We start from the raw sequence: 19109 nt of genomic DNA, 5'->3' as shown, positions 1-19109 counted from the left end.
ACGACCCACGCACATACCCGTACACCCTGGAGGAGAGATGGCTGTCGAGGCGACGCGGCGGACCCGGTGGCGCCGGGCCGGCCGGCCGCGCGGTGACGGCACCGGCTGGGCCGAGCGCATGCGCCGGGACCGCTTCCTGCTGCTGCTCGCGGCGCCCGGTGTCGCGGTGGTCCTGCTGTTCTACTATCTGCCGCTGCTCGGCAATGTCATCGCGTTCAAGGACTACCAGCCGTATCTGGGCATCTCGGGGTCGCCATGGGTGGGCTGGTCCAACTTCGACGTCATCTTCAACGGTGACCCGGAGTTCATGACGGCGCTGAAGAACACCCTGATCGTCTCGCTCGCCCAGGTGGTCTTCGTCTTCCCGGTGCCGATCGCCGTCGCGCTGCTGCTCAATTCGCTGCTGTCGGAGCGGATCAAGCGGGTGGTGCAGTCGATCCTGTACCTGCCGCACTTCATGTCGTGGGTGATCGTGGTCGCGCTGTTCCAGTCGATGCTGGGCAACGCGGGGATGCTCAACACCTGGCTCGTGCAGCACGGCTCCGGCGGCATCCACATCATCGGCGATCCGGGCCTGTTCAAGGTGCTGATCACCTCGCAGGTGATCTGGAAGGACGCCGGCTGGGGCACGATCCTCTTCCTCGCCGCGCTGTCCCGGATCGACCTGAGCCTGTACGAGGCCGCCGCCGTCGACGGCGCGAGCCGACTGCGGCAGCTGTGGCACGTGACACTGCCCGGCATCAAGAGCGTCATCGTGCTGCTGTTCATCCTCAAGCTCGGCGACTCGCTGAACATCGGCTTCGAGCAGATCCTGCTCCAGCAGGCGCCGGTGGGCACCAACGCCTCCGAGGTGCTGGACACCTACGTCTACAACCACGGTGTCATCAACGGCGAATGGGGCGTGTCGGCCGCGGTCGGACTGGTCAAGGGCCTGGTCAGCGTCGGACTGGTCCTGGGCGCCAACAAGGTCGCCCATATCTTCGGAGAGCGCGGGGTGTACGAGTCGTGAGCACCGCTGTCACCGGGCGCCGGACGCCCCAACGCCGCAGCCCGATCACCCGGGCTGCGGGCCGCAGATCGCCCGCGGGGCCGCCGCCGGGCAGGCGCGGCAAGGCCACCGCGGGCCCCGGGGCCGGCAGCGCGTCACTTCCGGTACGGGCGCTCAAGGGCCTGGTGCTGCTGCTGTGCTGCGCGGTCGTCCTGGTGCCGTTCATCGCGGTGGTCGCCACCTCGCTGGCCGACAAGGACCAGGTCAGCAATGCCGGCGGCTTCGTACTGTGGCCGAGCCATCCGACCGTCGGCGCCTACCGGGCCGTGCTGTCGGGCGGCGTGGTGACCCGGGCGCTGTTCGTCTCGCTCGGCATCACCCTCGTCGGCACCTTCCTGGCGCTCGCCTGTACGACGCTGCTGGCGTACGCGCTGTCGCGTCCCGGCTCCTTCGCGTCCAAACCGCTGCTGCTGATGGTGCTGTTCACCCTGATGTTCAGCCCCGGGATCATCCCCAACTATCTGGTGGTCAAGGAGCTGGGGCTGCTCAACAGCTACTGGTCGCTGATCGTGCCGGTCATGATCAACGGCTTCAACGTCATCGTCGTGCGGTCGTTCTTCATGGACCTGCCGCAGGACGTCCTGGACTCGGCGCGGATCGACGGAGCGGGCGAATTCCGGGTGCTGACCCGGATCGTGCTGCCGCTGTCCAAGCCGGTGCTCGCGGTCGTCGGGCTCTTCTACGCCGTCGGCTTCTGGAACAGCTTCTTCACCGCGATGCTCTACATCAACGACACCGCCAAGTGGCCGCTCCAACTGGTGCTGCGCACCTACGTGGTGAACAACGCGCCGCTGGGCGCCGACAACATCAGCTCGCTCGGCACGACGCCTCCGCCGCAGCAGTCGCTGCAGATGGCGATCCTCGTGATCAGCCTGGTGCCGATCCTCCTGGTCTACCCCTTCCTGCAGCGGCACTTCTCGAAGGGGGTCATGGTCGGCGCGGTCAAGGGCTGAGCCGTCCCCCGGGCGCCGACCGGCAGTACGCACATCCCGCACGCAATCTCCTTGTGGACGAAGGGAATTGATCCGTCATGCCCGAAAACACCCGCAGCCCGCGGGCCGGCCTGCGGCGCACCGTCGCCGCGGCCGGAGCGGTCGCGCTGGCCGGCGCGCTCGGCCTCGCCGTGGCGCCGGCCGCGTCGGCCGACGCGGCCACCTACTACGTGGACTGTTCGGCGGCCTCGAGCACCCAGACCGGCAGCCAGGCGCAGCCGTTCACCAGCCTCGCCAAGGCGTCGAGCCATCATTTCCTGGCCGGTGAGTCGCTGCTGCTCAAGCGCGGCACGGTCTGCGAGGGCGCGCTGACCGTCCAGGGCTCCGGCAGCTCCACCGCCTGGAACACCCTCGGTGCCTACGGCGACGCGGCGCAGCCGCTGCCGTCGATCGACGGCGGCACCGGCACCACCAACGCCAGCGCGGTGGCGCTCAAGAACGTGTCGTACTGGAAGGTCCAGGACCTCAACATCGCGGGCGGCTACTGGCGCGGCCTGTGGATCGAGGCCGACCAGCCGGGCGTCACCCAGCACGGTTTCCGGCTGACCGGCCTCAAGGTGCACGACCAGGGCAACCGGCCGCGCATCATCACCAAGAGCGACGGCAGCAAACAGAGCGACTGGATCTCCGGGACCGGCTCGGTGATCGTCGAGCCGTGCACGCCGACCGCGAAGCTCGAAGGCGTCACGATCGACGACGTCGACGCGTACAACGGCCACGAGGTCGGCTTCCAGATCGGCCACGCGGAGAAGGCCGTCTACGATCCGAGCACGCCCGGCGGCTACAACACGCCGGACTGCCACATGGGTCTGGCCGACGGGGTGCTGCCCGCCAGGGACGGGGTCAGCAACACCGTCATCAAGAATTCCGGGTCCGCCTACAACGACGCCTCGGGCATCTGGGGCTCGGGCGTGACCAACCTGACGATGACCGACAACACCCTGCACGACAACGGCAACGGCACGTCGTCGACCGGCGAGCCGTCGCTGCTCAACGGCGAGGGCGCCTGGTGGTCCAACTCGTACAACGTCAGCGCCACATACAACACCTCGTACGCCAACAAGCGCGGCGGCGGTGACGGCGGCGGCTTCGACGCCGACACGTACACCACCAAGAGCCTCATCGACCACAACACCGCCTACGGCAACGACTCGTACTGCGTCGCCGTCTTCGGCGGCCGCGACCTGGTCACCTCCGACGTCACGGTCACCCACAACACCTGCACCGACAACGGGAAGAACCCCAGCTCGCAGTCGCAGGGCGACATCTTCACCTGGACCGCGGGCCGCACCACCACCGATCCGTCGAGCATCCAGGACATCACCGTCAACAACAACACGATCAACCGCACCCAGCCGGGGCCGTGGCTGATGTCGCAGTCCAACTACCTGCCCGGCGAGGTCTCCTTCTGGGGCAACGACGTCACGCACGCGGTGCCCGCCAAGCTCGTCTACATCGAGCAGTGCGGCACCGACACCGCCACAGTGAAGTGGCACTGCGACCCGACGCAGCCCGAGCTCAATCTCAACACCTACAAGGTGACGGGCACGGGCCCGGTGACGTTCGTGGTCGCCAAGAACGGCTCCACCGGCACCGGCAGCGCGACCGACCCGTACACCCCCTTCTCCGCCTACCAGGCGGCCACCGGTCAGGACCCGCAGTCCACCTGCGCCTCGGCGGGCGGCGGCACGTGCTGACCCGCCGGACCTGACTCCCCGCGGACCGAGCGGGGCCGGGAGGTGCCTCCCCCGGCCCCGCTCACCTCTGTCCGCCCGCTCTCCTGCTCCCGCCCTTCTCCGTCCCGTACTCCCGCTCTTCGAGGAAGCCCGATGTCGCAACCGGTCCATCCCGACTCCCCCTGGGGGCGCGTCCCCCGGCTCGCCTACGGCGCCGACCACAACCCGGAACAGTGGGACCCGCAGGTGTGGCGCGACGACGTCCGGCTGATGCGGGCGGCCGGGGTCACCCTGGTCTCGCTCGGCATCTTCGCCTGGTCCTGGCTCGAACCCGAGCAGGACCGCTTCGACTTCGACGGCCTGGACGAGGTGATCGGGCTGCTGCACGCGGGCGGCGTCGCCGTCGACCTCGCCACCCCGACGGCCGCGCCACCGCTGTGGTTCGCGCGGGCCCACCCCGAATCGCTGCCGGTCACCGCGGACGGGCTGCGGCTCGCACCCGGATCACGGCAGAGCTTCTGCGCCTCCTCCCCCGCCTACCGCGAGCGCGCCGCGCTGATCACCTCACGGCTCGCCGAACGCTACGGGGGCCACCCCGCGGTGGTGATGTGGCACATCGGCAACGAGTACGGCAACACCAACGCGCACTGCTGGTGCGAGACTTCGGCCGCCGCCTTCCGGCACTGGCTGCACGCCAAGTACGGTGACCTGGACACCCTCAACTCCCGCTGGGGCACGGCCTTCTGGGGGCAGCGCTACAGCGACTGGGCGCAGGTCGCGCCGCCGCGCACCAGCGCCGGCAGCCTCAATCCCGCGCTCCGGCTCGACTTCCTCCGCTTCTGCGACGCCGAGCAGCTCGCCTGTTACCGCGCGGAGCGCGACATCGTCAGGGCCCACTCCCCCGGCCGGCCGGTCACCACCAACTTCATGACCGGCAACTTCGCCTGGGCGGACTACTGGACGTGGGCCGCCGAGGTCGACGTCGTCGCCAACGACCACTACCTCACCGCGGCCGACCCGCACCGCACCGCCGAGCTGGCGTTCGCCGCGGACCTGACGCGGGGTCTGGCGGCGGGCCGGCCCTGGCTGTTGATGGAGCACTCCACCTCGGCGGTGCAGTGGCAGCCGCGCAACACCGCCAAGGCGCCGGGCGAGCTGCGCCGCAACAGCCTCACCCATGTGGCGCGCGGCGCCGACGGGGCGCTGTTCTTCCAGTGGCGGCAGTCCGCGTCCGGCGCCGAGATGTGGCACTCGGCGATGGTGCCGCACGGCGGCGAGGACACCCGCGTCCACCGCGAGGTGAAGCGGCTCGGCGCGGAGATCGGGGCGCTCGCCGAGGTCGCGGGCAGTGTCTGCGAGCCCGCCGAGGTGGCCGTCGTCTGGGACTACGACGCCTGGTGGGCGCTGGAGCTGCCCGACCGGCCCAGCATCGACATGACCTACCGCGACGAGATCCGTGCCTGGCACCGCGCCCTGTGGTCGGCGGGCGCCGCCTGCGACGTCGTGCCCGCGACCGCCACCGCCGACGAACTCGCCCGTTACAAGCTGCTGTTGGCACCCTCGCACTACGCCGCGACCCGGGAGACGGCCGCCGCGTGGGAGGCGTACGCGGCGGCGGGCGGCCATCTGGTCGTCGGTCCGTTCAGCGGCGTGGTGGACCACGACGACCGGGTGCACCCGGGACCGTATCCGGGGGTGCTGCGCGGGCTGCTCGGCCTGCGCGTCGACGAATTCCTGCCGCTGGCCGCCGGGGAAAAGGTCGCGCTCGGCGACGGGTCCACCGGCCGGGTCTGGGCCGAGCGGGTGCTGCCCGACTCCGGCACCCGTGTCGAGGCCCGCTTCGCCACCGGGCCCGCCTCCGGCGGACCCGCGGTGCTCCGCGCCGACCGCGGCGCGGGCGCCGTCCGCTATTGCGCCACCCGTTTCACCGACGACTCCCTGCGCCGCCTGCTCACCGACTGGCGCGCGGCGGCCGGCTGCGCCCCGCCGCCGCCCGGCGCGGGCGACGGCGTCGAGACCGTCCGCCGCCGCTCACCCGGCGGCGCCTCCTGGCTCTTCGTCGTCAACCACACCTCCGCCCCGGTCGCCGTCCCCTGCACGGGCCGCGACCTGCTCACGGGCGTCCGGGCGGACGGCGTGGTCACCGTCGCGGCCGGGGATGTCGCGGTGGTCCGGGAGTCCTGACGGGGCCCGCCCGCGAGCGGCGCGGCTCACGTCCGGGCCGCCAACGCTTCGTACGATGGCCGCCGCGGCGACGGCCATTGGTCACCCTTGCCCCAGTCGATCCGCCTAACCTGCGGACGGGCAGGCTCGCCCCGCCGGGCCCAGTTCTTCGCAACCACCACATTCGCACCAACAGCATGCTCCCCCCACGGCCGCCGATCTGCCATTGTCGACTTGTCAACGCACCGTCAGACCAGCGCGCCGTCAGGCCCGGACACCGCCGGGCCCGGACGGCGTCACAGCACACACGGCCGCCACAACCGGACCGCCGCCGCAAGCACGCACCAGCAGACCCGTACACGGACATGACCCGACGTCGAACCGACTTGGAGTCGCACATGGCCCGCCGCACACGATCACGCCTGGGCAGAGCCGCAGCCGTCACCACCGCCACGGTGAGCGCGTTCGCCACGATGCTGGTGGGCTGCTCGGGGGCGTCCGCCGTCCCTCCCGTGTCGAGCGTCGCGACCGTCGCGGCGGCGCGGCCGGCCCCGGTCGTCGTCTCCGGCGACGCGCGCTTCGAGGTGCTCTCACCGACGCTGATCCGCACGGAGTACGCGGGCGACGCGGCCTTCCTGGACGCGGCGACCTTCAACGCCGTCGGACGTGACGGCTTCACGAGGGCGTCGTTCAAGCAGCGGACCAGCGGCGGCTGGCTGACGCTGACCACCTCGGCCCTCACACTGAGGTACAAGGTCGGCTCCGGCCCCTTCACCGACCGTAATCTGACCGTGCGGGTCGGAAGCGGCGCGCGGCAGGTGACCGGCGCTCCCTGGAAGGCCGGCTCCATCTGCACGGTCGACACGCTGTGCGAGGCCGAGACCGTCAAATTGACGGGCGTGTCGGCGGCGACCGATCACGCCGGCTACACCGGCGGCGGATTCGCCGCGGGCTTCGAGAAGACCGGCAACGCGCTGACCTTCTCCGTCACCGTGCCCCGCACCGGCACCTACCGCTTCGCCACCCGCTACGCCAACGGCGTCGGCGGTGACGGCCTGAGCGTCGCCCGTACGCTGACACTCGCCGCCGACGGCGGGACCGCCGGACAGGTCACCCTCCCGCCGACCGCCGACTGGAACACCTGGGCACAGGCCGGTACGGCCCTCGACCTGACCGCGGGCACCCACACCCTCACCCTGACCCGCACCGCCGCGGACTCCGGCGAGGTGAACATCGACAGCCTGGCCGTGCTCTCCTCCGGCGCGCCCTTCCCGTCAGCCGCGCCGGCCTCGGCCTGCGCCTACGGCGCGCCCTGCGAGGCCGAGGCCGGACGGCTCGCCGGCGGCGCGGTGCTCCAGGAGGACCACAACGACTTCGCAGGCAAGGGTTTCGTCGCCGGGCTCCAGCAGGGCGCGAGTGACACCGTGCACCTCACGCACATCCCGGCCGCGGGCAGTTACGCGCTCCAACTGCGCTACGCCAACGCCCAGTCGGCGCCCGCCACCGTCGCGGTGACCGTGGGCTCCGGCACCGCCGCCACCAGGACACTGCCGGTGACCAGCAGTTGGGACTCCTGGCGTACGGTCGCGGTGCCCGTGGCACTGGCTGCCGGCAGCAATGACGTGACCATCGGCTGCCCCGGCGCGGACAGTTGCAAGCTGAATCTCGACACGGTCGCCGTCACCAGGGCCGGCGCGCCGCTGCTGACTCCGCACGCGCCGCTCGGCGGCTACCGGCGCGCCCTCGACCGGATCAACGGCAGCCCGCGCAGCACCCCGGGGCTGCTCTACCAGGACGGCTGGTCGCTGCTCGACGACACCGCCTCCGCGGTCTTCGACGACACGGCCGAGAAGGTCACCCCGCGCCCCGGCCACGGCGGCGCCCCGTACCAGGACGGCTATGTCTTCGGCTACGGCCACGACTACGAGCGGGCGCTGTCCGATCTGGCGACACTGACCGGCCCGTCGAAGCTGCTGCCGCGCTGGGCGTACGGCGTCTGGTACTCGGAGTACTACGACCGTTCCGCGGCCGACTACGAGAACACCATCCTGCCGAAGTTCCGCGCCGACGGCGTCCCGCTCGACGTCCTGGTCACCGACACCGACTTCAAGTCGCCCGACCGGTGGGACGGTTGGGAGATCGACCCGACACGCTTCCCCGACCCGAAGGGCTTCTTCGACTGGTCCGCGTCCCAGGGGCTGCACAACACCCTGAACATCCACCCCAGCGTCCTGTCCTCCGACCCGCAGTTCGCGCGGGCGCAGGCCACCGCGGACAACAAGCTGACCAAGAACAACGACGGCTGCCACAGCGACCTCGGTCACGGCGCCGACTGCTACACCTTCGACTGGGGCGACCCCGACCAACTGAAGGCGTACCTCGACCTGCACCAGACGATGGAGCAGCAGGGCGCGGACTTCTGGTGGCTCGACTGGTGCTGCGACCAGTCGGTGTCGACACAGGCCGGGGTCACCCCCGACTCCTGGATCAATGAGCAGTACGCGGCCGACACCGACAAGACCGTGGGCCGCGGCTTCGCCTTCTCCCGGACGTACGGTTCGCTCCAGAGCACCGGTTACAGCGGCAGGTCGGGGCTGCCGACCGGGCCGTGGGCCGACAAGCGCACCAGCGTGCACTTCACCGGTGACACCATCTCGACCTGGCAGATGCTCCAGGCCGAAGTCGGCTACACCCCGGGCGAGTCGGTGGCCACCGGCCTCTCGGCCGTCAGCCACGACATCGGCGGCTTCAACAACGACGGCACGCAGGCGGCGGGCGCCGAGCCCGGCAGTACGAAGCTGCCCGACGACCTGTACGCGCGCTGGGTGCAGCTCGGCACCTTCCAGCCGATCGACCGGCTGCACTCCAACCACAGCGACCGGCTGCCGTGGCAGTACGGCGAGGCGGCGAAATCGTCGGCGGAGAAATTCCTCGACCTCCGCGAGGCGCTGCTGCCGTACACGTACACGCTCGCGGAGCAGGCCGAGCGGACCGGGGTGCCGGTCACCCACCCGGCGTATCTGGACTACCCGGAGGAGCAGGACGCCTACGCCACGGCCGGCGGGGAGTATCTGTACGGGTCCGACGTCCTGGTCGCGCCGGTGACCACGCCCGGGGCGACGGCGACCACCTCGGTGTGGTTCCCGCCCGGCCGGTGGACGGACTGGTTCACCGGTGCGACGTACGCGGGCGGCACCACGCAGAAGGTGACGACGGGCCTCGACCGGATGCCGGTGTTCGTCAAGGCGGGCGGCATCGTGCCGACCAGGACCGGGCACGTCGCCAACGACGTGCAGAATCCGCTCACGAAGGCGACGCTCGACGTCGCCACCGGCGCCTCCGGTTCCTTCAGCCTCTACGAGGACGACGGGACGACGGCGGACAGCGCCAGGAGCGCGACCACGGCGATCCGTTACCGGCAGCAGGACCGCACCCTGACCGTCGCACCGGTCTCCGGCTCCTTCGCCGGACAGGTGGAGCGGCGGCAGTGGACGGTGGTCTTCTCCGACACGGCCGCGCCGAAGTCCGTGACGGTGAACGGCGCTCCGGCCGCGGCGGGCAGTTGGTCGTACGACGCGGGCGGCCGGCGGCTGACGGTGACCGTCCCGCCGACGTCAGTGCACCGGCAGGTCACCGTCGGCTTCCGCTGAGGCCCAGACCGCGTCGTCGGCGGCGAGCAGCCGCTCGATCAGGGCGGGGTCCGGCAGCGGGCCGTGGTCGCCGGTGACGCGCAGGGCCGCGCCGGCGGTGAGGTGGCCGAGGCGCAGGGCCCGTACGGGTGACTCGCCACGGAGCAGGCCGGCGAGGAAGCCGGCGGCGAAGGCGTCGCCCGCGCCGACGGGCTCCACGACGTCCACGGCGCGGGCGGGCACGGTGTGGACGTCCGTGCCGTCGAAGACGGTGGCGGCGCGGGCGCCGTCCTTGACGACCAGGACGCGCGGCCGGGGCAGCAGGGCGCGGACGGCCGCCGCGTCGGCGAGGGCGTCGTCCCACAGCGCCTGGGCCTCGTCCAGGCCGACGAGGACGAGGTCGGCGCGGTCGGCGAAGTCGTACAGCACGGCGGCGGCCGACTCCTCCGCCCGCTGCGAGGGGTGCGGGCGGATGCCCTCGGCGGGCGGCAGCACCGGGCCGTCCGACCACAGCGCGGGCCGGTGGTTGACGTCGAAGCTGACCGGGACCGGGCCTCGCAGCGCCGCGTCCACCAGCGCGCGGCAGGAGTGCGACAGCGCGGCGGTGATCCCGGTCAGGTGCAGCAGCCCGGCCGTCCGCACGGCCGAGTCGTCCAGCACGGCGGGCCCGAGCGTGGACGCGGCGGACCCGCGCCGGTAGTAGTGCACGCGGGTGCCGTGCTCCCCCGGGCTCTTGACCATCAGCCCGGTCGGCCGCGCCGGGTCGGTGCGCACGCCCGAGACGTCCACGCCGCGGGCCGCGACCTCGGCGACGACGCGCCGCCCGAACGGGTCGTCGCCGACGGCCGACACCCAGCGCACCGGCACGCCGTGATCGGCCAGGTACATCGCCACATTGGACTCCGCCCCGGCGACCGCGAGCCGCAGCGAATCGGCTGCCGCCAGCTCGACGCCACTGTGCTCGGGCACGAGCGCGACCATCGTCTCGCCGACGCAGACGACGGGGCCGTCGCCGACGGGGATCACGACGGGTCCAGAGCTGCGGCGCGGAAAGGCGTCGCGGGGGCGGAAGCGACGGGCCGGGCAGTCTTCTGACCCGCCGTCACGGACCCGGACACCGCAAGGCCAGTCGCCACTTGTCCAGTCCCCGCGCCGACCGCGACGGGGCCGGCCGCCGTCCGACAGACCGTCATGGGCTCCGACACCGCAGGTCCCGCCGCCACCGGACCGGTGGCCGCGCCGGCTGCGGGCGGCACGCGGCGCGTCATCGCGGCGCCCCCGCGGCGACCGTGGTCAGGAAGTCCCGGGCCCTGGCGCGGAGCGCGGCGGTGCTGCCGCCGTCCGCCGCGTCGCCGACCAAGGGGGAGCCGACGCCGACCGCGAGCGCGCCGGCCGCGAGGTAGGCGCGGGCGGCGGGGGCGTCCACGCCGCCGACCGGGACGAAGGGCAGGTCGGGGAAGGGGCTGCGCAGGGCGCGCAGGTAGTCCGGGCCGCCGGCCTGGGCGGCGGGGAAGATCTTCAGCGCGGTGGCGCCGAGCCGTACGGCGGCGACGACGTCGGTGGGCGTCATCACCCCGGCGAGTACGGGCAGGCCCAACTCCCGCGCCGCGGTGACGCCTTCGCCGAGGGCGGGCGTCACGACGAAGTCGGCGCCCGCGCGGTGCGCGTCCCGGGCGTCGCGCGCGGTGAGGACGGTGCCGGCGCCGAGCGGCGCGCCGGGGCCGAGGGCGGCGCGGGCCCGGGCGATGACGTCGAGCGCGTCCCGGCCGCTGAGCGAGACCTCGACGAGCGTGACGCCCTCCTCGACGAGGGTCAGTACGGCGGCGAGCGCGGCGTCCGGGTCGGCGCCGCGCACGATGGCGACGAGGCGGCGGGCGCGCAGCTCGGTGAGCAGGTCCACGGGGGCTGTTCCTTCCGGTCGTTCGAGTCGGTCAGACGGCGCGGGAGTGCGTGACGGTGAGCCGCCAGCGGACCTCGCCGCCCGCCGGGACGCACGCGGCGTCCCGCTCCCCCGCCGCCGCCAGGTCGAAAACCCGGCCGAGCATCGGCTCCACGCCGATCGAGCGGTACGGCGCGCCCTCGGGGAAGCCGCGCAGATTGCGCCAGAGCGCGACGGCGGCGGGCTGCCCGGCCACGTCGAGGGCGAAGCGCAGCCGGTCGGGCCCGTCGGCCACGGTCACGGCTCCGGCCTCGACGATCGCGCCCACCGCGGTGCCGTCGTCGGACCCGAGCACGTCCCACGCCTGTTCCGGCGCGGGGTCGGCGTGCGGCCAGTCGAAGGGTGACCAGTTCGCGCCGCCGTCCGGGTAGAGCCGGCCGCGGGCGCCGTCCGGCAGCACGATCCGCGCGCCCTCGGCGAGGTCGAGCAGCGCGTGCGCGGCCCACAGGAAGCGGAAGCCGGGGGCCGCATTCAGCCGGTAGTCGACCACCGCGGCGCCGCCGGGCCCCGTACCGATCCGGCGGGCGAGCCGGAAGTCGGGGTGGTCGACGCATTCGGTGCCGCCCTCCCGCCGCCAGGGCCTGGACCACACGTCGCCGTGGTCGGGGACCCCGCGCACCGTCGGCAGGCACTCCTCGATGCCGCCCGCGTCGGCGAAGGCGTCGCCGGGACGGACGTCCGCGCGGCGCGGCTCGTCCCGGCACCAGAGCCACTCCCGGTCCCCGGCCCGCAGTGAGGTCCAACGCCCGCCGTGGGCAAGGTCGGTGACGATCCGTACGGACGAGGGCGGCATCGCGCTCACCATTCGGCGAAGGACCCGTCCGCGTGCCGCCACACCGGATTGCGCCAGGCATGCCCGGTGCGGTCGGCGGCGCGCACCGCGTCCTCGTCCACGGTGATGCCGAGCCCCGGCAGGCCGGTGCGCGGCGCCTGTCCGTCCACAAAGCGGAAGGGTTCGGTGTCGACCAGGTACGACAGCAGGTCGGCGTCCTTGTTGTAGTGGATGCCGCGGCTCTGCTCCTGGATGAGGAAATTCGGTGTGCAGAAGGCCACTTGGAGGCTGGCGGCGAGCGAGATCGGCCCGAGCGGGCAGTGCGGGGCGAGCTGCGCCCCGTAGGTCTCGGCGAGTGCGGCGATCCGGGTCACTTCGGTGATGCCGCCGGCGTGCGAGAGGTCGGGCTGCGCGACGGCGACGCCCGCGGTGAGCGCGGGCAGGAACTCGGCCCGCCCGTACAGCCGTTCACCGGTCGCGATCGGCACCCGGCTCGCATCGACCAGCCCACCGAGCAGATGGCCCTGCTCGGGCAGCAGGGGTTCCTCGACGAACAGCGGGTGCAGCGGCGCGAGTTCGTGCAGCACCCGGCGGGCGCCGGCGGCGGTGAAGCGGCCGTGGAAGTCGACGGCGACATCGCGTTCCGGGCCGAGCGCCTCGCGCGCGGCGGCCACCCGCGCCACGACGGCGGCGGTCTCCGCCGGGGTGGGTATCGCGGAGGTGCGGCCCGCCCCGTTCATCTTCACGGCGGTGAAGCCCGCCTCGACCTGGGCGGTGACGTCCTCCGCGAGCCGGGCCGGTTCGTCGCCGCCGACCCAGGCGTAGACCCGGACCGATTCCCTGACCGGCCCGCCGAGCAGGGCGTGCACGGGCGCGCCGTACGCCTTGCCCGCGATGTCCCACAGGGCGTGGTCGAGTCCGGCGACGGCGCTGGAGAGCACCGGGCCGCCCCGGTAGAAGCCGCCCTTGGTGAGCACCTGCCAGTGGTCCTGGATGCGCAGCGGGTCCTGGCCGATGAGGTATTCGGCGAGCACGTCGACCGCGGCGCGCACCACTTCGGCCCGGCCCTCGACCACCGGCTCGCCCCAGCCGACGATCCCCTCGTCCGTCTCTATTCGGCAGAACAGCCACCGGGGCGGGACGAGGAATGTCTCGACACGCACGATCTTCACTTCGCCGCCTCGGATGCGTCGTCGGGAGTCCCGGAAGGACCGGAAGGGCCGGAAGGACCGGAAGAGCCGGAAGGACCGGCCGGTGGGGCCGGATCGCCCGGTGCGGCCGCGTCGGCCGCGCCGTGCACCAGGTCCAGGTCGCGGACGGCCTGGTCGAGCAGGGCCCGCATGGCGTGCTCGGCCGCCTCGGGGTCCTGGGCGCGGACCGCGTCGAGCACCGCCCGGTGGCTGGGCACCGGGTCCTGGCCGTGCGGTGAGCTGTGCACGATCTCGTCGCGGTGCGCCAGACCGGACTCGATCACCATCTCCATACGTTCCAGCAGCTCGTTGTGGGTGGCGGCGAGCAGCGCGCGGTGGAAGGCGAGGTCGGCCTCGACGGCGTGCGCCGCGCCGCCCTCGTCCTCACCCATCGCGGCGAGCGCGGCGTCCAGCGCGGCCAGGTCCGCGTCGGTACGGCGCCGCGCGGCCAGCCGTACGGCGGCGGGCTCGACGATGCCGCGGACCTCGCCGAGATTGCGCAGCAGTCCCAGGTCGGCGCCGCTGCTGCCAGCGGCGAACTGCCAGCGCAGCACGTCGGCGTCCAGCAGATTCCAGTCGGCGCGGGCTCTGACGAAGGTGCCGCGTTTCTGCCGCGCGTCGACCATCCCCTTGGCGGCCAGCACCTTCAGCGACTCGCGCAGCGCGGTCAGACTGACGTCCAGCTCGCTCTGCAGTGCCACGAGATCGAGCGTCGCCCCTTCGGGGATCTCGCCGCTGAGCACCCGGCGCGCGAGAGTCTCCACGGTCTGCCCGTGCACTCCGCGGCGCGCGTATGGCGTCATGTCGTTCTGCCTTTCTCCAGGTCGGGTGGTGTACGGCGACGGCGCTGCGGGTCCGTCACGCCGAGGCTTTGGTGACGCTCCAGCCGCCGTCCACGAGCAGGCTCGAACCGGTGATGTACGACGCCTCGTCCGAGGCGAGGAAGGCGATCGCCGCGGCGACCTCCTCGGGGCGGCCGAAGCGGCGGGCGGCGGTCTCGGCGACGCTGCGGGCCCGGTCCTCCTCGGCGACCCGGTCCCAGGCGGCGGTGAGGATGGGTCCCGGCAGCACCGCGTTGACCCGGACGTCGGGCCCGTACTCGACGGCGAGCTGGCCGCTCAGCGAGAGCAGCGCGCCCTTGGCCGCGGCGTAGGCGGGGTGGCCGGGGATGCCCTTGTGGGCGTGCACGGAGGAGGTGAGGACGGCGGTGCCGCGGGCGGTGCGCAGGTCGGGCAGCAGTGTGCGGAAGCCCAGGAAGCCGCCGGTGAGGTTGACCGCGAGCTGCCGTTCCCAGGAGTCGAGGGACATCTCGTGGGCGGGGGCGACCTCGACGGTGTAGGCGTTGGAGACCAGGACGCCGACCGGGCCGTAGGCGTGCGCCACCGCGACGATCCGTTCCCAGTCCGCCGGGTCGGCGACGTCCGCCCGGACGGACACCGCCCGGCCGCCCTGCTCGCGGATGCCCGCGGCGACGCCCTCGGCGCGGTCGGCGGCGATGTCGGCGAGGACGACGGCGGCGCCCTCGGCCGCCAGCCGCTCGGCGGTGGACGCGCCGATGCCGGAGCCTGCTCCGGTGACCACGGCCACCTTCTCGGCGAAGCGGAGTGCGCTCGGTTTCATGTGCTGGTCCTGCTCCTCGGTGCGGTGGGTCGGGCGGTCCCGGTGATCTCGGCCTCCCGGCGACTTTAGTGAGGCCCGGGGCCCGGGGCGGTGTGCTGCCGCGCCAGGACGACGAGATCGGCGTCGTATCGACCGGTCCAGCCGAACGGCAGGCCGGAGTGCAGCAGATGGGCGCCGCTGTAGACGGTGCCGTCGGCGGTGTCGGTGTAGCGGGCCGCGGGGTCGAGGCCGCGCAGCCGCAGCCGGGCGGGGCGTCCTGGCACCAGTGGCGCGCCGTCGAGACGCCCGGTGCTCCATGCGGTGACGACGACGCGGCCGCCGCCCTGTTCCTCGTACTGGACGCCGCAGGCCGGGTCGCCGGGTCCGTTCAGCAGCCGGGCCGTGCCGTGGTGGATGACGTCGCGGACGTCCTTGTAGCGGGCGATCCAGTCGGCCGCCTCGGCGCGCTGCCCCGGTGTCCAGGCGCGGATGTCGGCGCCGACGCCGAGGACGCCGGCCGCGGCGAGGACGAAGCGGAAGGCCAGTGAGCGGGGCCGGGGGTCGAAGACGCCGGGCGCGTCGGTGACCCAGGAGCTCATGGTGTGCGGGGCGTGCGCGTGCAGATAGCCGTACTGGACGGCGAGCCGGTCGAGCGGGGCGGTGTTGTCGCTGGGCCAGACGACGTCGGTGCGGGCCAGGGTGGCGTGTTCGATCCGGCCGCCGCCGCCCGCGCAGCCCTCGACGGTGACGTGCGGGTGCCTGGCCCGCAGATGGTCGAGGACCCGGAGGTATCCGGCGACGTGGTCGGCGTCCAGGTCCTGGCTGCCGACGGGTCCGCCGTCCGGCCTGCCGCGTTCGGTGGGCGGCCGGTTCATGTCCCACTTGAGGTAGTCGACGGCGTGTTCGTCGAGCAGCCGGTCCAGGGTGGCCAGGACGAATTCCTGGACGTCGGTGCGGCCGAGGTCGAGCAGCAGTTGTTCGCGGACCAGCGTCGCCGGGCGGCCGTCGATCCGGTAGACCCAGTCGGGGTGTTCGGCGTGGAGCGCGGAGGTGGGGCTGACGGCTTCGGGTTCGACCCACAGCCCGAAGTCCATGCCGGTGGCGCGGACCTTTTCGACGAAGGTGTCGAAGCCTTCCGGGAAACCGGCCGGATCCGGCTGCCAGTCGCCGAGGCCGCCGGTCTCGTCCTGCCGGCCGCGGAACCAGCCGTCGTCCACGACGAAGAGTTCGGCACCCATGTCGGCGGCGAGGGCGGCCAGTTCGAGCTGTGCGTCGGCCGACACGTCGAAGCCGGTGGCCTCCCAGGAGTTGTAGAGCACCTTGCGGGTGCGGTGCAGCCGCTCCCCGGCGAGCCGCCGTTCGTAGGTGTGCCAGACGCGGGTCAGGCCGTCGAGTCCTTCGGGGCTGAAGGCGCACGCCAGTCGGGGGGTGCTGATCGTGGCACCGGGTGCGAGCGCGATCGACTCCTCGTGCGGGAGGCGGCCGGCGCGGACCCGGACGAAGCCGCCGGGTTCCGCGTCCGCGGTGATGTGCCAGTTGCCCGGCCACTCCAGGGCGATGCCGTAGGTGGGTGTGGCGCCTTCGTCGGGCTCCGCGGCGTCCTGCACCGCCAGCCAGGGCGCGTACGCGTGGCCCGGCACTCCTTGGGTGGCGCCGATCTCGAACCGGCCTCTGGTCAGGTCGAGTTGGGCGCGCTGGAATTCCTGCGACCACTGGCCGGTCAGGTGGGTGAGGCGGGCGCCGGTGGTGACGGGGACGCCGATAGCGGCCGAGTCGAGCCGTTCCAGGCGCAGTTCTTCGGAGCCGGTGCAGGTCAGTTCGGCCCAGCGGAGCAGGACGTCGGTGCCGGGCACGGTCTCGTAGCGCAGCGCGACCCGTAGCCCGAGGTGGTCGTCGGTGAACTCCAGGCGCAGCGCCCGGTCGCCGTCGGCGGTCGCCCGCTCGAAGGTCCACCACACGCCGCGTTCGCCGCCGGGGCGGCGGACGACGAGGTCGGCGCCGCCGAACGGCCGCATGCCGTACGGCAGATACTCCGCCGGTGCGGCGTCGGCGGGCGTGATGAAGTGGGTGCGGCGCGGCCGGCCGAGCGGCGGCGGCCCGTCCTCGGCGCCGCGCGGGCCCCAGGTGTCGAGTTCCGCCCAGCGGCGGTCCGCGGACAGCCGTACGGCGTAGACGGCCGTGGCGGTCCGCAGCACCCAGCGCTCCTCTGCCGACGGTCCGTCAGGTGCCGTGCCGTGGGCGGGAGTCGGCGTGTCGCCGGTCGGGGTCACTTGACTGCTCCCAGGTTGAGTCCGGCCACGAAGTGCCGCTGGAACCGGAGGAAGACGATGACGGTGGGCGCCGCGGCGATCACCGAGCCGGCCGCGATGACGTTCCACATGGACACGTACTGGCCCTGGAGGCCGATGAGCGAGGCGGTGATCGGCATCTTGCTGTCGGTGCGCAGCACCGTGATCGCCCACAGCAGGTCGTTGAAGATCCAGGTGAACGACAGGGCGGTGAGCGCGGCGAGCGCGGGCCTGGCCAGCGGCAGGATGATCCGGTGGTAGATCTGCCACGGGCTCGCGCCGTCGATGACGGCGGCCTGCTGGATCTCCGGCGGGATGGCCCGCATGAAGCCGTGCAGCACGAAGACGTAGAAGCCGACGCCGAAGCCGACCTGTACGCCGATCAGCGCGTACAGCGAGTCGTAGAAGCCGAGTTGCTCGCTGAGCTTGGAGACCGGGATGAGCAGGATCTGCGGGGGCAGCAGATTGCCGCTGAGCATCACCAGCAGCAGCACCCGGCGCAGCGGCACGTCGTAGCGGCTGAGCGCGAAGGCGGCCATCGAGGCGAGCAGCAGCGAGAGCAGCACGGTGGGAATGGACACCAGCATGCTGTTGATCAGCGCGCGCTGCTGTCCGCCGTCGACCCATGCCTGCCGGAAGCCGTCGAGGGTGAAGGAGTGCGGCAGTCCGCCGAGGCCGTGCGCGGCGATGTCGTCGAAGGAGCGGGTACTGGTGACCAGGACGACGGCGATGGGGATCAGCCAGATCAGCGACAGCAGTCCTGCCCCTGTGTGGAAGGCCGCGGTGCCGAGCGCGCGCCGCCGGCCGGGTCGGTGCCGGGGGCGGTCGGCCGGTTCCGCCGCCGGGGTGCGGTCGGTGGCGGGCACGGCGGCGTGCGTGACGGTCATCAGTCGGCCTCCTTGAAGGCGCGCACCAGGTACGAGGCGATGACGCCGAACGCCAGCACGAAGATGACGACGGCGAGCGCGGAGCCGTAGCCGAGCCGCAGGGACTGGAAGGCGGTGGAGTACATGTACGTGCTGAGCAGTTCCGAGGAGTGGTACGGGCCGCCGCGGGTGAGCGCCCAGACCACGTCGAAGGAGCGCAGCGAGTCGATGATGATGACCGACAGCACGACCGCGTTGACGCTGCTGAGCTGCGGCAGGGTGATGTGCCGGAACTGCTGCCAGCGGCTCGCGCCGTCGACCTTGGCCGCCTCGTAGAGCATCGGGTCGATGCCCTTGAGCCCGGCGAGGTAGAGCACCATCACATAGCCGATCTGCCGCCACAGGGCGGGCACGATCACCGCGTAGAGCGCGGTGTCCTGGTCGGCGAGCCAGGGGTGGGTGAGGCTGCCGAGCCCGATGCCGGACAGGGTGTGGTTGATCAGCCCGTCGGGCTGGTACATCGCCTGCCACACCAGGGCGGTCGCGGTCAGCGAGAACACCACGGGCAGGAAGAGCGCGGCCCGGTAGAAGCCGACCCCGCGCCGTTCCTGCTGGAGCAGCAGCGCGGCGCCGAGGCCGAGGACCGCGGACAGGCCGCCGAACAGGGCCAGCCACAGCACGGTGTCCAGGGCCGCGGTACGGAAGACGCTGTCGTGCAGCATTTCGCGGTAGTTGCCCAGGCCCACGAATTGCGGTGTCGAGACGCCGTCCCACTTGGTCAGTGAGAGGTAGAAGCCCTGGAGCGCGGGCCAGAACACCCAGAAGCCCTCGGCGAGCAGCGGGACAAGGACGAAGGCGAGGACCACGGGCGGCACCCGGGTCGCCTTGCGCCGCTTGGTCCCGCGCGCGCCGCCGCCGGTGGTGCGGGTCGCGGTGAGTACCGCCAT

General features: G+C 72.6%; 14 protein-coding genes. 5 read left to right on the top strand and 9 right to left on the bottom strand.

The genetic code is table 11. The features are described 5' to 3' along the window. The first annotated feature begins 37 nt into the window (after positions 1–37). The 5 genes from BM076_RS22055 (at position 38) to BM076_RS22035 (ending at position 9529) form a co-directional block, all read left to right on the top strand. A complete protein-coding gene (locus tag BM076_RS22055; RefSeq protein ID WP_177246553.1) occupies positions 38–1009 on the top strand; it encodes an ABC transporter permease in 972 nt (323 codons plus the stop codon). 44 nt (positions 1010–1053) lie between these two features. After that, on the top strand, positions 1054–2001 hold the full coding sequence (locus BM076_RS22050) for a carbohydrate ABC transporter permease (protein ID WP_407640690.1): 948 nt from the start codon (positions 1054–1056) through the stop codon (positions 1999–2001). A gap of 77 nt (positions 2002–2078) precedes the next feature. After that, a complete protein-coding gene (locus tag BM076_RS22045; protein ID WP_093715383.1) occupies positions 2079–3737 on the top strand; it encodes a right-handed parallel beta-helix repeat-containing protein in 1659 nt (552 codons plus the stop codon). 132 nt (positions 3738–3869) lie between these two features. Next, positions 3870–5900, top strand: coding sequence for a beta-galactosidase (locus BM076_RS22040; RefSeq protein ID WP_093715382.1), 2031 nt, complete (start codon positions 3870–3872; stop codon positions 5898–5900). Between the two features lie 344 nt (positions 5901–6244). Then, on the top strand, positions 6245–9529 hold the full coding sequence (locus BM076_RS22035) for a TIM-barrel domain-containing protein (protein ID WP_245796210.1): 3285 nt from the start codon (positions 6245–6247) through the stop codon (positions 9527–9529). Here BM076_RS22035 and BM076_RS22030 read toward each other — a convergent pair. From BM076_RS22030 to BM076_RS21990, 9 genes are all read right to left on the bottom strand, one after another. Next, a complete protein-coding gene (locus tag BM076_RS22030; RefSeq protein ID WP_265737107.1) occupies positions 9494–10534 on the bottom strand; it encodes a sugar kinase in 1041 nt (346 codons plus the stop codon). The two genes, BM076_RS22035 and BM076_RS22030, sit on opposite strands and share 36 nt — an antisense overlap. A 238-nt stretch (positions 10535–10772) precedes the next feature. Beyond that, positions 10773–11408 (bottom strand): bifunctional 4-hydroxy-2-oxoglutarate aldolase/2-dehydro-3-deoxy-phosphogluconate aldolase, encoded by a 636-nt coding sequence (locus BM076_RS22025; protein WP_093715381.1) that lies wholly within the window; start codon positions 11406–11408, stop codon positions 10773–10775. A 31-nt stretch (positions 11409–11439) separates the two neighbouring features. Then, positions 11440–12240: a hypothetical protein gene (locus BM076_RS22020; protein WP_245796209.1), complete on the bottom strand. Its 801-nt coding sequence runs from the start codon at positions 12238–12240 to the stop codon at positions 11440–11442. A 5-nt stretch (positions 12241–12245) separates the two neighbouring features. Beyond that, positions 12246–13391, bottom strand: coding sequence for a galactonate dehydratase (gene dgoD / locus BM076_RS22015; protein WP_093715379.1), 1146 nt, complete (start codon positions 13389–13391; stop codon positions 12246–12248). Next, positions 13388–14212: a FadR/GntR family transcriptional regulator gene (locus BM076_RS22010; RefSeq protein WP_093715378.1), complete on the bottom strand. Its 825-nt coding sequence runs from the start codon at positions 14210–14212 to the stop codon at positions 13388–13390. The genes dgoD and BM076_RS22010 overlap by 4 nt, the downstream gene beginning before the upstream one ends. A 55-nt stretch (positions 14213–14267) precedes the next feature. After that, entirely contained in the window at positions 14268–15029 is a 762-nt protein-coding gene (locus tag BM076_RS22005) for an SDR family NAD(P)-dependent oxidoreductase (protein ID WP_093715377.1), read from the bottom strand. Between the two features lie 65 nt (positions 15030–15094). Continuing rightward, on the bottom strand, positions 15095–17200 hold the full coding sequence (locus BM076_RS22000; RefSeq protein ID WP_245796225.1) for an alpha-galactosidase: 2106 nt from the start codon (positions 17198–17200) through the stop codon (positions 15095–15097). Positions 17201–17274: 74 nt separating this feature from the next. After that, positions 17275–18183: a carbohydrate ABC transporter permease gene (locus BM076_RS21995; RefSeq protein WP_093715375.1), complete on the bottom strand. Its 909-nt coding sequence runs from the start codon at positions 18181–18183 to the stop codon at positions 17275–17277. Next, entirely contained in the window at positions 18183–19109 is a 927-nt protein-coding gene (locus BM076_RS21990) for a carbohydrate ABC transporter permease (protein ID WP_093715374.1), read from the bottom strand. The genes BM076_RS21995 and BM076_RS21990 overlap by 1 nt, the downstream gene beginning before the upstream one ends.

This window comes from Actinacidiphila alni (genome assembly GCF_900112845.1).
GTDB lineage: Bacteria > Actinomycetota > Actinomycetes > Streptomycetales > Streptomycetaceae > Actinacidiphila > Actinacidiphila alni.
Note: the sequence above shows the minus strand (reverse complement) of the source record. Positions and strands in the feature narration are given on the sequence as shown.

Coding starts and splice junctions, on each gene's coding strand:
- BM076_RS22055 (WP_177246553.1), top strand. CDS start 38: ATGGCTGTCGAGGCGACGCGGCGGACCCGGTGGCGCCGGGCCGGCCGG.
- BM076_RS22045 (WP_093715383.1), top strand. CDS start 2,079: ATGCCCGAAAACACCCGCAGCCCGCGGGCCGGCCTGCGGCGCACCGTC.
- BM076_RS22040 (WP_093715382.1), top strand. CDS start 3,870: ATGTCGCAACCGGTCCATCCCGACTCCCCCTGGGGGCGCGTCCCCCGG.
- BM076_RS22035 (WP_245796210.1), top strand. CDS start 6,245: ATGACCCGACGTCGAACCGACTTGGAGTCGCACATGGCCCGCCGCACA.
- BM076_RS22020 (WP_245796209.1), bottom strand. CDS start 12,240: ATGCCGCCCTCGTCCGTACGGATCGTCACCGACCTTGCCCACGGCGGG.
- BM076_RS22010 (WP_093715378.1), bottom strand. CDS start 14,212: ATGACGCCATACGCGCGCCGCGGAGTGCACGGGCAGACCGTGGAGACT.
- BM076_RS22005 (WP_093715377.1), bottom strand. CDS start 15,029: ATGAAACCGAGCGCACTCCGCTTCGCCGAGAAGGTGGCCGTGGTCACC.
- BM076_RS21995 (WP_093715375.1), bottom strand. CDS start 18,183: ATGACCGTCACGCACGCCGCCGTGCCCGCCACCGACCGCACCCCGGCG.
- BM076_RS21990 (WP_093715374.1), bottom strand. CDS start 19,109: ATGGCGGTACTCACCGCGACCCGCACCACCGGCGGCGGCGCGCGCGGG.